The organism is Teredinibacter turnerae T7901, from assembly GCF_000023025.1.
GTDB classification, from domain to species: Bacteria; Pseudomonadota; Gammaproteobacteria; order Pseudomonadales; family Cellvibrionaceae; genus Teredinibacter; species Teredinibacter turnerae_B.
In genome coordinates, this window is record NC_012997.1 from 3718462 (window position 1) to 3733070 (window position 14609).

Consider the following 14609-nt stretch of genomic DNA (forward strand, 5'->3'; position numbering starts at 1 on the left):
ACTTGTTAACACCTATTTTGGCGCTCTGTTAATAGAAACCTTAAAAAACTCCGACTATGATGCGGTCGTATAGCGCGGCCCGCAGTATTCGCTGTCATTTTATTAATACTAAAGTTTGTAAAATGCACATGTCGAAGCTGTCTGTACAAGCTGTCTTTAATAGCAAGCACACTCTAATTCACAGCGTAGGCCGCTCAATCGTTTGCAGACCAAGTTTCGACGAATCAAATCTATCACCCCCTTAAAACGCCTCTAACTAGAGCATAAGAACGAGGACACTCACCATGCCTTTATCTACCAAACAGCTCCTGCGCGCACTCTGTTGCGCAGCGACACTACCCGTTGTTACGGCCATCGCGCCCCCGGTACACGCCCAATTTAAAATGGAAAATCTCGACCGCGGCGCTTTGGCCGCCGTCAGGGACGATGGCAGTGTACTGGTGAGTTGGCGCTGGCTCGGGCAGGACCCGGACGATACCGCCTTTAATTTGTATCGCAACGGTACGAAATTAAATGTGAACCCAATTACAGGTCAAACCAATTGGGTCGATGCCAATGGCTCTGCAAATAGTACCTACGAGCTTGAGCCGGTGATCAACGGCGCAGCGCAAAACAAGTCGCCCGTAACCGTATGGAACAGTACGTTGAAGCGTATTCCACTGCAACGTCCGGCGGGAGGCAGCAACCAAAGTGGCAGCTACAGCTATAGCCCGAACGATTTGAGCGTGGGCGACCTGGATGGGGATGGGCAGTATGAGGTCCTGGTAAAATGGGATCCATCAAACGCAAAAGACAACTCGCAAAGCGGCTACACTGGCAACGTTTATATAGATGCTTACGAGCTCGATGGGTCGTTCTTATGGCGGATCGACCTCGGCAGAAATATTCGTGCAGGTGCGCATTACACCCAATTTATGGTGTACGACTTTGATAGCGACGGCCGCGCAGAACTCGCCGTGAAAACCGCGGACGGCACTCGCGATGGGCTCGGCAATACTATCGGCGACCCCAATGCGGACTACCGCAACAGCGGCGGCTACATTCTCTCTGGCCCTGAATACCTTACCATGTTCAATGGTGAAACCGGGGCCGCCATGCAAACCATCGATTATGTTCCCGCTCGCGGCAGCGTTTCCAGCTGGGGAGACAATTACGGCAATCGCGTCGACCGCTTCCTCGGTGGCGTCGCTTACCTGGACGGCCAAAATCCAAGCCTGATCATGTCGCGCGGCTACTATACGCGTACAGTAGTGGCCGCCTGGGACTGGTACAACAACCAATTTCATCAGCGCTGGGTTTTCGATTCCAACAATGCAGGCAGCGCAACACGAGGGCAAGGTGCTCACAGTTTGACGATTGGTGACGTGGACAGCGACGGCCGACAAGAAATTGTATTCGGTGCTATGACCATCGACGACAACGGTACCGTGTTAAGCAACACCGGATTATGTCATGGGGACGCGCTCCACCTGTCCGATATGAACCCCAATAATCCAGGGCTGGAAGTGTTCATGGTGCACGAATCCCCCTCGTGTTATAACAATCGCGGTGTAGAAATGCACTCCGCCGATAGCAGCCAGATTTTGTGGAGCTACAGTGGCGACGGCGACGATGTGGGGCGCGGCCTGGCGATGGATATCGACCCGCGTTACCCAGGTTACGAGGCATGGGCCTCACGCGGCGGCCTGTTCAGTGCAACTGGCCAGACTATTTCCTCCAGCCGCCCTTCGCAAATCAACTTCGGTATCTGGTGGGATGGCGATTTGCTGCGTGAAATTCTCGATAGCAATTACATCAACAAGTGGAACTACACCAGTTACAACACGACCCGCTTATTGAGCGGCGGCAACTATAGCGCCAGCTCGAATAACGGCACTAAATCGACCCCTGGGCTTTCTGCAGATATTCTCGGAGACTGGCGCGAAGAGGTGATCTGGCGCAACAGCAACAATTCCGAACTTCTGGTATTTACGACACCCTACGAGAGCAACTACCGCCTGCGCACGCTCATGCACGATCCGCAATACCGTGTCGCAATCGCCTGGCAGAATGTCGGTTACAACCAACCTCCACACCCAGGCTTTTTCCTCGGCGACGGTATGTCATTCCCGCCTCAGCCAAATATTGAAATTGTTGGCGGTGAGCCGCCGGTCGAGCCTACCGGTACCGTTATTCAGGAGTTTGGTACCGGGTTCTGCGCATACGATGGCACCGTCGATGCCAATAACGGGGGATTCAGTGGCGCTGGCTTCACAAATACCGATAATGTTCTCGGCAGTGCAATCGAATGGCAGTTTACCGTGACCAGCGCCGACAACTATCCATTGCGCTGGCGCTACGCTAACGGTGGGGATACTGCCCGAGGCGGGCGCCTACTACTTAACAACGCAAGTATTGAAGAAATCGCATTCTCACCGACATCTTCCTGGACCAGTTGGTCGTCCGACGGCACCAGCGTATGGCTGAGCGCGGGCACCTATCGCGCCCGTCTGGAAGCCACTACATCCAGTGGCCTGGGAAATATTGATTACTTTGCGATCGACAGCGAAGCCGCCATAGCTGCAGACTGTAATCAAGGCACCAGCAGTTCGTCTTCCAGCAGTTCTAGTTCTAGCTCCAGTAGTTCATCGAGCTCCACCAGCAGTTCTTCCAGCTCGAACAGCTCATCGTCTTCCAGCTCGAGCAGTTCATCCAGCAGCTCGTCGAGTTCCAGCAGCAGTTCCAGCTCAGGCGGTACTGGCAGCGATATCACCGCAACAGTTAATATTAATAACGACTGGGGCGGCGGCTACTGCGCCTCTGTACTCCTCGAAAATACAGCGTCCAGCCCTGTGACCTGGGAAGTCGGCGTTGATGTTGAGGGAACGGTGAGCTCGGCCTGGAACGCCGAATGGGAGCAGGTGGGCACTCAACTTCTGTTGTCCGGCGTTAGTTGGAATAGTGTCCTCCAGCCCGGCCAGAGCATTGAGTCCGTTGGTTTTTGTGCGAACCGCTGAGCAAGCACTATAATGCAGTAGTCAGGAGGTGCAATGTTGTCGGGTTAAAACATGGCCATGTGCGAACGGGTAAGGTTCAATTGTTAAACTCTGATTGACACGAGCCCAGCGACAACATCCTCTCAATTTCAATAGCCCGGCGCAGCAGCCGGGCTTTTCATTTCTAGCAACTTCGTTTGCCTCCTTCAATGTGACGATAACCCACAGGCCGAGGCAACCAGGACTTTTTGGAGACTCATCGCATGCTGAAAGCAGGGATATTTCTGGATATGGAAAATCTCAATATGAATGGAGGCTGGGGGATGCGATTCGACGTGATTCGCAAGCTTGTGGAAGCCCAGGGAACAACTGTTCTCCGCGCCAACGTCTATATCGCGGTAGATAATGCGCGGGAAAAATACGATTTCGAGTACCGGGAAAAGGCGCAGGCTCGACGGGACAAAATGCGGCTCGCGGGATTCCATATTGTTGAAAAAGAAATTCGTCGCTTTACCAACGCCGACGGGACTCAGAACATCAAAGCCAATGCTGATCTCGACCTCGCCGTTGATGCCATGCTCCAGGCTGAAAACCTGGACTACATCCTGTTAGGAACGGGCGACGGCGATTTCCTCCGCTTAGTCCGCGCGTTACAAAGCAAAGGTAAGCGTGTGGATGCCGTTGCAATACACAATGTCAGCGGTGAACTGCGGCGAGAGGTCGACTATTATTTTCATGGCGCGACCATTCCCGGATTACTGCCGATAAAAAATGATCCGAAAAAAATCCGCCATCGCGGTGTGCTGGACTATGTCAATGAAGAAAAAGGTTTTGGTTTCTTATCGATAAGAACCGGCTACCAGTTGACCGATATCGAGTCCGGCATTTTTTGCCATATTTCTCAACTAACAGAAGACGGAATGGGCGTGAGCAACGACCGTTTTTCTGCGTTGGCCTCGAACAATGCGGTTATTGAATTTGACAAGATAAAATCGGAACGCGGCGGGTTCCAGGCAGAAAATGCACTTGTCTACAAGTGAATGAGCGAGTGTAAGTGAATAAAACAATTAGCGCGCAAATTAATCAACGAGGAAACAGGTGCACTATTGCACCTGTTTGCCTGGGTAGCTTATTTATACGCTCTGCACCACGTTCTAATACTTCTTAACCACCAGTGATTCTACGCCGGTAAGTTCGCCTTCAGGTACATTTTGCCAGACGTTATCTAAAGGCGCGATGTGCGCGTCGCGACCGTAAATAAAACTCTGCTCGTCCACAATCACCTTATACGCCTTATTGAGCTCCAAAGCCCGCTCTGGCGATGGCAGCAATAGCTCGCCTATATTGCCGTGCAGCGCTGTGATTTTAGCGGGAATTAACTCGCCTTCAGCGTCAAAAAACTTCGCGATAACTTCATTGTTGGTGCGGAATTCGTTGGCAGATTTATTTTGCTTCAAATACTCAGTGTACTCCCAGGTTCCATCCGCCCACTGAGGCTCCATAATGCCCGCCAAACCACGCTGACTCCAGTGCGACCAGCCCGCTTGTGGATAGCTGCTGGCGACACGGCGGGGAAATGCAAAGCTGCTATCATCAGTAGCGCCAATACCTGAGTGGCAGCCCACACAAGCGACGGTTTCTTCGTAACTCTGCGGGCGTAAATCGCCATGCTTATCTTCAATAAACCCCTGATACACCCAGCCCACGCCATTGCCAAGCCCAATTTCCGGGTTGCCTTTTACGCTGCGCAAACGCTCTGGAAAGGTATCGGCTTCTTTTACTTCTGACAGCGCCGCGTTGCGCAATTGTGAATAATTATTCCAACTCGCTTTTATGGTGTAACGCAGTTCTTTCATACGCGGCGCAAGTTTAATCTCGCCGGAATCGTCTACATCGATATAGCGCACCGTGTGCAGAAACTCTGTCCCTTCGGGGTATAAGCCCGCAGCGATGTGCAGATCGCCTGCCTGCAACAGATCACGGGCTTTGCCCACGTATTCCATGCGTCGCCCTTCAAGCGGTTTCCAGTCGTAAACCACTTCCTCAGCAACATCCAAGGTACCGTTGCGGTTTAAGTCCACGCCGTAAAGTGCTTCTTCCGTGGCGGGAATGGCAATATTTGCCCGCTTGATCATCGCCTCGACAACCGCAAAATTGAGCTTGTAAATATTGTCATCTGCAATGCCCTCGCCATTTTGGCGAAGCGCAGGCGCGAGTCGAATTAAAACATCGTCGGTGCTACCGTTAGTGGGCCAGAAGGTTCCCAGAAACGGAGTGTACGCGAATGCCCTCCATCCGGTTCGCTCGCCAGAGGGCGCGCGGTCGAAACCCTCATCGTCAAAATTGTAATAGCAGTCTGGCGTAAAACCATTCCATGTGTTATCACGAGTAAAATCCCAATTGGCAGGCACGTCTGCCATTTTTTCGGCCAGAATAATCTTGCCGTTACTGTCAAAGTAATTGGATGTTCGCACCCAATGAGTAATTTCTTCGTCGCTGATTGCAGCAACATCTGCACTGCGATCTTTAAATAAGTTTGTCCACTTGTTTTCCTGCGTTACCGGTCTAAAGCCGTACTCAAGTTGCAAATCACCGTCGTCGAGATAATTGGGTTCTCGCTCGGGCTGGTGACAGGCATAACAAGGGTTGTGAACCTCCCCATTAGACGCGCGGGTTTTGGTGTAACATTGCGCTGGAATAAAGGCGCCTTCGTTATGCTTCACCAATGTGTTTAGCAACAAGGTATCGGTAACCACTTTACTGTGATCATCACTTCCATTTGGCTCAGGGCTGGGTGTCGCTTGCGCGACAGGCGTAGGATTGGATTGCGTTTTATCCGCATCGCCATCATCGTTACCACAGGCCTGCAATAACAAGCTCGCACTGAATATGCTAATCACAAGAAATTTGTGCATGGTGCTACCTAAAAATCTAAGTCGAAATAAAAAGACAAAAAGCGGCAGGAAAACCCCGCCGCTTCTGCTCCACGAATAAGTGGAGATAACTAACCAAACAACTTATTTGAGTTTGGAAAAGTCGAAAGGACCTACATAACCTGCGGTTGAACGGATATCAACGGTTTCTGGACGCTGGTAATCATCATCAACTTCGCCAAATGGGTGCTGAGTGGTCAGAGTCAGGTAGCCGAAGCCATTAATATCTTTGTACCAGTATGGAGACGTGGTTTCTGAACCATAAGGCGTGGTCGCGATGCGAGCCAAAGACTTCTTAGTGATGTCGTAAGCCCAAACCATATCGTTCGGGTGGGAGCTAGTGTCTTCGCCGATAACCAGAATGTCGGTACCTTCTAGGAATGCGACATTGTCAGGGCTCGCAAGTCCATCGACATCACAACTATTACCTTCTAACGCGGTGCCGGTGTAGTCAGCAGATTGGCCAGCTAACAGGCCCTTCATGTTATAAGCCACATACGCTGAACCGATGGTCTCATCCAACGCCACACTCAGCGAGTAAACACCGCCGCAAGAAATTTCTTCTACCTGAATATCGCCTTTTTCATCAGACATACCTTTTGCTACTTCAGACATTGCAACATAGAGTTTGCTATCGCGCGCGTTAAAAGTGATGCCTTCTTCCTTACGGAATTCCGAAGTTCCGCCCATCATTGCGGCGTATCGGCGAGTTTCCAGACGCGAAGCTAAAACGCCGTCTGCCGCATCAACAGAACCAGAACCATCAATGTCTTTCAGTTTCAAACATTCAGTGACTTTGTCACCGTTAACGGTAACGGCGGTGAAGCCCGCAGTAGGACAGCCACCATCAACGGCTGCTTCCGTGTCGAACACGTCCGAGAATAAAGGTTTAGCCGCAACCACTTCACGAACTTGTTCGTTCGAGGCGTGACCAAGATCAATCCAGCTGATCACTGCTTCACCAAGCCCCTTTTCGGAAGTCTGGTGCCATTTCGCAGCATATAAAGTACCGGCACTAAGGTCTTTCGCTGTGTCAGCAACGAACATAAACAAACCAACGTTGGTGCCGTCATCAGACAAATAGACTGTTTTCTCGTCCGGCATGACGTAAGCAAGCTCATGGGCAAAACGCCCCATCGCGTAGTGCTTCATATAAACCGCTTCACCGGCGTCGTTAACCTGTACTTCTGGCGTCCAACCGTAGTAGTAAGGGCTGTTTTTACTGGCATCGCCCGCCCAAAAGTAGTTGCTGACTTCATCGTAGTACTTGCCGCCAGGGTTACGTGCATCTGGTTCGTATTCTTCGGAACCCAGGTGCGATTCCCAAGGTGTAGTCATACCGGCACAATGGGTGAAACCGCCAAACTCAGCGGCCTGACTTACAAATTGCAGGGTGCCTTCTTTCGCGCTCAGTTCGCCATTCGCGTCTTGTTCTAGTTCGTTGATGTACATCGCACCAACAGAACATTCAAACTGAGAAACCATGTAGAGTTTGTCGTTCTTCTGCAGAATACTGAAGTGATCCAAACCGGAGCCTTGACCGCCTTCGGTCCCGTTACACATATAGTCTGACTCATCTTCATTTTTGATGACGTTATCTTGGTAGTCTTTTACACGGCCATAGACTTCACCGTTATCTTCATCACCGGTGTACAGCAATGTGGTGTAATCGATATTTTGCATTTCGCCACCCACTGAGACTTTAGTGGAGGTGCGAATGGTGTTCTTTTCGGTGTCTGTAACTGCAGGCGCAACTTCATAGAAGGTGATGTCGTTGGTGTATGCGTCATTACCGTCCTGGCCAGGCTGACCGTTGGTGCCGTCGGTACCGTTAACGCCGTCTTTACCGTCGTCGCCGCTACATGCGATCAGGGTGGCTGAACAAATGGCCATCATAGCCAGATATAGTGCTTTTCTTTTCATCGATTTCACCTGTTAGGTCACGAGTCTGTGGAGGTTTCATAAAAAACCCATGCATTTGTTCACAGTTTGAGCAACGCTTTAGGGTTTTTCGTGACCGCATATCTTGCAGGGGGAATATTTCTCAAAAATGCTAAATTTGTGACAAAAACATTAAGGTTTGACGACAGCAGGCGCTAAAGTGGCGCCAAAACGTGGAGAACCGTGGTGGATGTTAGGGGAAGTACACGCCGCTACTTATTGGGATTGAGTTTCGGCGACCAGGAGGCGCGGTAGGATGTCGATATATTTGCACGATGGCAGGCGCAAGACGTGTGCGATACTATATACATACGCTATACGTGTGAATTACCTGCAAGTTAACACTCTGAGCTGCATGTGCCCCGCAGCTGAAACTTACCCATGCCAAATTCACTTAAAACATAATAAAAAATGCTGAATTTTTATAAGAAAGTTGCCATTGCACTGGTTGGAATGTTGGTGTTCAGCGCACTAACCGGCCTACTATGCGCGCGCTACACGTTTAGGCACGCTCCCCTGCTTCCCCACAATCGCAGTTTCACTCCCTGGAGCGTGGAAGCCGTTTCTGACGAGCTTCAAGGGGGCAACTCCCACATCGCCATCCAGGAAACCCACTTTAGTCTGGTGTTTGATTTTCTCCTGAAAGAGGGGGCTGAGTTTCCTTACACGGCATTCGCGCTGGTGTTTGCACCTACGGGTGAACTGGATCGCTATTTAAACCTGAGCCCCTATAGCCACCTGACATTCAGTGTGCAGTGCTCCCGGGAAAACGTCTTGACCTTTGCGCTATTTACGGTTGACCCGCAGGTATCCGACCCCAACGATATTTCCACCTACCGCCTTCCCACCACGTTTTTTTCCTGTTATGAGCAATGGACCACTGTCAGTATTGATCTCACCCGGCTCGAGACACCGCAGTGGTGGTTTAGCCTCAACAGTCTGGAGCTTTCACAGCAGGGCTACGATTTAACCCAAGTACCTCGCTTCACCATCGGTAACTCGTTCCAGAGCCCATTCGATGTAAACAGTGAGGTTCGTATTGCGGAATTAACCCTGCATGGTCGCAACTGGGGGTATCTCTATACCTACATAGGGTTGCTGGCTCTGTGTTGGATCTTGTTCGGAGTGTGGGTTGCGCGGCTGCATACCAAAACCTTGATACAGTCGCTCAAGGAGAAAATGCAAAAAGACCGCCCGTTGATCGCCTATAAACAGCTCTCCCTCGAACCGCAAAAAGACAGGGAAAAAGAGAATATTCTGCGCTACATGGCAACCCAGTACGCAAACCCGGAGCTAAATCTTGACGTGGCTATATCCTCGCTCGCGGTGAGTCGCACCAAAATTAACGACGTGCTGAAGGCTGAGCTGGGTTATACGTTTAGCGCTTACCTGAACAAACTTCGCCTTACCGAAGCAGCGCGCCTGTTAGCCGAGAAAAAACACATCAGCGTGGCGGAAATAGCCTACTCGGTGGGGTATAGAAACGTACCCTATTTCAATAAACTCTTTAAAAGCGAGTACGGTTGTACACCCAAGGTGTTTAAGCAATCCTACAGCGACGACGGTTGAGCCCAAGCCGCACGCACTTGCTATTGGCCCTGGCCACGCTGGCCCGAGAGCTATGCCCAGCGGCTCTCTCTTAAGTAAGCTGCCACACCCCTAATATAAAAAGATTGCTTCACGAGAAACCTGGGCCCTGCTAATACTCATTCAATTCATTCTGCTGAATGAGTATTAACAACTTCAGGGTATACATTATATTTCTGCGAGTTCTATCCAGCTTTGGTTTCAGATAGCACGTATAGAAACTGACTGTCATTTTTGGCAAAAATTTTTTCACTTTTCGCGCTTTAGCAGAGAAATTTGAAAAACCGCTACGAGCCTTTTCTTCCGATTCAGTACCTTGCGCACAGCCTGAATGTGCGAATCACAGCCGGGCTTAACAACAACGAATAACGACTCTTAACTCTTCAACGAGGACACCTCTATGTTGACTCGACTGCGAAACCCACTTTTGCGCCTGGGCGCTTGTGTGGCAGCTTGGCTGTGCGCGCAACACGCTTTGGCGCTTACCTGTGAATACGATATCAGTAACGATTGGGGCGGTGGTTTTACCGCAAGTATAACTGTCACCAACGACAGCCCGTCTACCGTAAGCAGCTGGGCGGTAAGCTGGGAACACAATAACGGTACCAGCGTTAGCAGCAGCTGGTCAGCGACGGTATCCGGCAGCAACCCGTACACCGCAACACCATTGAGCTGGAATAGCCAGATTCCTGCAGGCGGCTCAGTAAGTTTTGGTTTACAAGGTAACGGCGACGACTCCAGTGCAACCATTACCGCGTGCACGGCTGACGGCCAGACCGGCTCTTCATCGAGCTCGAGCAGCTCTTCAAGCTCGAGCAGTTCTTCAAGTTCCTCAAGCTCCAGTAGCTCTTCGAACTCCAGTTCATCCAGTTCCAGCTCATCCAGCAGCTCGAGCTCGTCAAGCTCCTCGTCAGGCAGCCCGCAAGCGTGCGTTTGTAATTGGTACGGCACGACCTACGCGGTCTGCGCGAATCAAGACAGCGGATGGGGATGGGAAAATAACGCCAGCTGTATCGGTGCCGAAACCTGCAATGCACAATGGGGCGATGGCGGTGTCGAGTGTGGCAATGGCAGCACAACATCGAGCAGTTCCAGCTCAAGTTCAAGCTCCAGTAGTTCCTCCAGCTCGAGTGGTGCAGGCAGTTCGTCCTCGTCAAGTTCATCCAGTTCAAGTTCGAGCTCAAGTTCATCCAGCTCGAGTTCATCTAGCTCCAGCAGTTCCGGTGGCTTGTATCCCGACTACAACACCAGCGCGATTGCGCCAGACATGACAGGGATGGAAGCTGACGCCGTAACTCTGGCAAGCCGAATATCACTGGGCTGGAATATTGGCAATACGCTCGAAGCCATCGGCGGGGAAACCGCCTGGGGTAATCCGATGATTACTAACCAGCTTATTGAACTCGTTAAGCAAAGCGGCTTCGACGCGATCCGCATTCCAGCCTCCTGGGATCAATACGCAAATCAGACCACCGCGGAAATTGACGACGCCTGGCTGGCGCGCGTTAAAGACGTTGTGCAACTGTGTATCGATAATGACATGCCAGTGGTGTTAAATATTCATTGGGACGGCGGTTGGTTGGAAAATAACATCACGCCAGAAATGCAGGCGGCGAATAACGCTAAGCAACGCGCCTTCTGGCAGCAGATCGCCACCGAAATGCGCGATTTTGACGGCCGCCTGATGTTCGCCAGTGCGAATGAACCCAATGTGGACAGTGCCGAGCAGATGGCGGTGCTCATGAGCTATCACCAGACTTTCGTAGACGCCGTGCGTGAGACCGGTGGCCGCAACGCCTATCGTGTTCTGGTTATCCAGGGCCCCAACACAGATATCGAACGCACTTACGAGTTGATGTCGAGCATGCCTTCCGACACTGTTGCCGGACGCCTCATGGCAGAAGTCCATTTCTATACACCCTACCAGTTCACGCTCATGGGTGAAGATGCGGGCTGGGGAAATCAGTTCTTTTACTGGGGGGCAGGCAATCATTCAGCGACCGACACAGCGCACAACCCAACCTGGGGCGAAGAGTCGTTTGTCGATGATCTGTTCGCAATGATGCAAAGTCAGTTCGTGGATAACGGGATTCCCGTGGTACTCGGGGAGTTTTCTGCAATGCGACGCACCGACCAATTGTCTGGCGACAACTTACAATTGCATTTGCAATCTCGCGCTTACTGGCACAAATACGTCACCCAGTCGGCGATTGAGCACGGCTTGATGCCTTTTTACTGGGATGCCGGCGGCTTGAATAATCACTCATCAGGCATATTCGACCGCAATAGCAACACGGTATTCGACACGCAAACGATGAACGCGTTAAATGATGGTGTAGACGCCGCGCAGTAGTATTTGCGGCAACCTCTCAATACTCGTTATTACACGCCAAAAGAAAAGGGCAGCTCAACGCTGCCCTTTTTTCACCTATTAAACTGGCAATGAAAATTGCGACGTTAATAGGTGGTGCATGGATGCATGCAGGTTGAAGCTTACATCGCCCACTCGCCTACGAGACTTTCCAACACCGCCATACGGCCTTGATCCATCAACTTCACACGTTTCACTGTATAAGGCGCATTGAGGCCCGACGCTTTCAGCTTATCTTGATCGATAGCCATTTTCAGGGTTTGATCACCGGATTTCAGCCATTGCGCTTGAAACGCCAAAACTGCCGGTTTTTGTTCGCCGTCGTAGTCGCGACCGAATACCAGCGCGCGGATTTCATAGCGCCCTTCCCGTGCAACGCTCAAACCTAACGACAGCCCAGCAGCATCAGCATCAACCGCCGCCAGAGAAGCGGTTGTCTCGTGCACGTTAACGGCGACCCGAGTAACACGTTCCACCAACTCACCGGCTGCATTGCGGACTTTTGCGTTTACGCGCAACGTCCACAACTCACCAGGACGACCGGCAGCTTTTACGTTCAACGCCGACTGGCTGGAGAAGCGGCCCTTATTGCGCTGGCCTTTCAGCGGATAAATTGAACCATCCGGGGCAACCAGCTCTGCGCGGGCGCCCTGCAGAGAGGCACGTTGCTCAGACGCGATAGCAGCGTCAAACTGGAAAACCTCGCCTGTGGCAATACCAGATGCAGCCGTTGCCACCTCCAGACTGATATCACTGTTTCTGTCGAGCACGTAGAGGACAAAACGATCACTGTCATTCGCACTAGCATCCGCCGTGAGCGCAAATTCACCCGCACCCAGACTCGCTGGAATCTGCATCACGTGCGCGCGGCCGTACAACTCCGGGTAAGTTTCTTTTAACGCCTGCGAGCGGCGGTGTAATGCAATTTCATCGCTTTCCACATCGAATGATTTTCCCGCGTGCGAGAGCATCATGTTACGTGGCACTGAAAGCTTTTGCTGACGTTTGCCATTAATAACGGAGTCTAACGGCGACAACTGAATAACAGCGCTTTCGCCGTCGGTGATAAACGACACGCCCTTTTTTAAATCCGCGCCAGAAACAGTGCGAAAAAATGCTTTGCTGCTTTGTTTCTGCCCCTGCTCATAAAGGGAAATAGCATTCTCCGGCTCCAACACCTGAGCAAAAGTAACTGTTTCGCGAGATTCCGATTGCGCGTTTGCTATAGACGCCACCAACAGTGAGGCGACGACCACCATATTTTTTATATTCATCATTTCACCCACCTTATATGTCGTTTCGCAAAATAACGTCGAGGTTAAAACACTTGCGTCGGCTCTGATTGTGACTCAGAGGCTCCTTACCTTTGGTGCGACTGGTATCGTAGAACCAAACGCTTCCAGCTGCAGATTGGGAGCTGCAATTAATAAAACCGTCAGAGCAGCTGTCCAGCCAGGCTTGGGTTACCTCCAAACCAAGGTTCTGTGTATAACCACCACAATAGCTGTCCGAATCCCAGATTGCAGTTTCTACGTCAGTGCCGACAATGCTGTAAAACGGCACAGGCAAGGCCGGGCGATCTGCAGTACCCAGCAGCGAGGTCTGGTTATAACTGGCCATCCAGCTGGTCTGCTGCATGCGTACTGCGTCGTTTTCATAACCGAGCAGCCAGCCAACGGCGGCCTCGAACTGGTTGCCAGAAATAACAGCATCGGCCAGTGGCGTACCCGCACTGCTGGCCGCAATCACATTCACCCAACGAATGGCGTTAATGATCGTTGGATAGCGGCTGTCCTGAGTTGGGTTGGACAAAATCCAACGCATGACATTGCCGCCGTTAGAGTGCGTTATTACCACCAAGTCATCGATATTTTTGCTGGTAATAAAATTGTAGAGCTGAGTCGCCAGGCAGCCAGAGGCACCTGAAGTCCACATGTATTCCTCAAACTGACAGTTCACAACCAACAAATTGTTACTATTGGGCAGGCCCTGGCGGATAGACTCCACCATGCCAGATTGCCAATAATCGTTGTATGCGTCAGTTTGATTACCCGTGCCATGTACCAGCGCCACGCCTGTCGCAGCAAATGCACTGCTGGCGCCACCAAAAAGCATAGTGAGCACAAAGGCTCCAAATGCTCTTACCAATCGATTTTTCATCGTACGGTCTCCAAAGGTTAATTTTTGATACCACTAGTTGCGAGTTTTACCTTGCTTCTCTTTTTCAGCAGACGCCCCCTTCTTCCCTGGCAGGGCTCTACCACCGTCTGCACTTTTAAACTCATTCAAGCGCTCGGGGTTTCGCCGTTTATAACGCATACGGCAAGGCGTCCATTCCAAAAATCCATGCGACAGGTTTTAGCGCCTTCAAACACTAATTTACAACCTTCCCCTGTGCCAAGCGGGATCGGCGCCTATGGCAAATTACCGACCCGTTAAAAAATTTATCCGCCCTCCCCTCACAGGGCTTCTCTCCAATCTCCAGCCTTGATTTGATTTCAAAAAGGGAATTCCGCGTCAGACAACTATCGCATTTGCCACCTGCCCCTTTATGAAGTGGGCTGATTTACGGCGTAGTCGTCCAATTGATGAGTAAATAATTCATTCTCGCGATACCGCTACTGAGAATAATGCGGGGGAAATGACTATCGACTACGATTTCCTTGTCGATAAAAATTTTCTACATTAAGCCAATCAGAAACGCCCGTTCTAGGCAGCAGAGTCCAACGACGTCTCGCATCGGGCTATTTCGCAAACGTTAACAAGAGATACAGGAAGAGCCCGACAATCTGATCTAGAGCT

General features: G+C 51.1%; 8 protein-coding genes. 4 read left to right on the forward strand and 4 right to left on the reverse strand.

The window, feature by feature from the left end:
• Nucleotides 1–284 precede the first annotated feature (284 nt).
• Together TERTU_RS14860 and TERTU_RS14865 are read left to right on the forward strand one after the other, a co-directional pair.
• Nucleotides 285–2996 carry a rhamnogalacturonan lyase family protein gene (locus tag TERTU_RS14860; protein WP_015817285.1) on the forward strand — a complete coding sequence of 904 codons (2712 nt, stop codon included), beginning with the start codon at nt 285–287 and terminating at the stop codon, nt 2994–2996.
• Between the two features lie 242 nt (nt 2997–3238).
• Nucleotides 3239–4015 carry a LabA-like NYN domain-containing protein gene (locus TERTU_RS14865; RefSeq protein ID WP_015818994.1) on the forward strand — a complete coding sequence of 259 codons (777 nt, stop codon included), beginning with the start codon at nt 3239–3241 and terminating at the stop codon, nt 4013–4015.
• A 114-nt stretch (nt 4016–4129) separates the two neighbouring features.
• Here the strand turns inward: TERTU_RS14865 and TERTU_RS14870 are convergent, their stop codons facing one another.
• Nucleotides 4130–5890, reverse strand: a complete 1761-nt coding sequence (locus TERTU_RS14870) for a hypothetical protein (protein ID WP_015817607.1) — start codon at nt 5888–5890, stop codon at nt 4130–4132.
• Nucleotides 5891–5992: 102 nt separating this feature from the next.
• The gene (locus TERTU_RS14875; RefSeq protein WP_015819121.1) at nt 5993–7831 is read right to left on the reverse strand and encodes a PhoX family protein; all 1839 of its coding nucleotides are present in this window, start codon (nt 7829–7831) and stop codon (nt 5993–5995) included.
• Between the two features lie 429 nt (nt 7832–8260).
• Here TERTU_RS14875 and TERTU_RS14880 point away from each other — a divergent pair, with 429 nt between their 5' ends.
• Nucleotides 8261–9418 (forward strand): helix-turn-helix domain-containing protein, encoded by a 1158-nt coding sequence (locus TERTU_RS14880; protein WP_015820921.1) that lies wholly within the window; start codon nt 8261–8263, stop codon nt 9416–9418.
• A gap of 418 nt (nt 9419–9836) precedes the next feature.
• Nucleotides 9837–11789 carry a cellulase family glycosylhydrolase gene (locus TERTU_RS22255; RefSeq protein ID WP_015818359.1) on the forward strand — a complete coding sequence of 651 codons (1953 nt, stop codon included), beginning with the start codon at nt 9837–9839 and terminating at the stop codon, nt 11787–11789.
• Nucleotides 11790–11929: 140 nt separating this feature from the next.
• Here TERTU_RS22255 and TERTU_RS14895 read toward each other — a convergent pair whose 3' ends face one another.
• On the reverse strand, nt 11930–13084 hold the full coding sequence (locus tag TERTU_RS14895; protein WP_015817887.1) for a DUF4785 domain-containing protein: 1155 nt from the start codon (nt 13082–13084) through the stop codon (nt 11930–11932).
• A gap of 10 nt (nt 13085–13094) precedes the next feature.
• Nucleotides 13095–13967, reverse strand: a complete 873-nt coding sequence (locus TERTU_RS14900) for a hypothetical protein (RefSeq protein WP_015818552.1) — start codon at nt 13965–13967, stop codon at nt 13095–13097.
• Between the last annotated feature and the right edge of the window lie 642 nt (nt 13968–14609).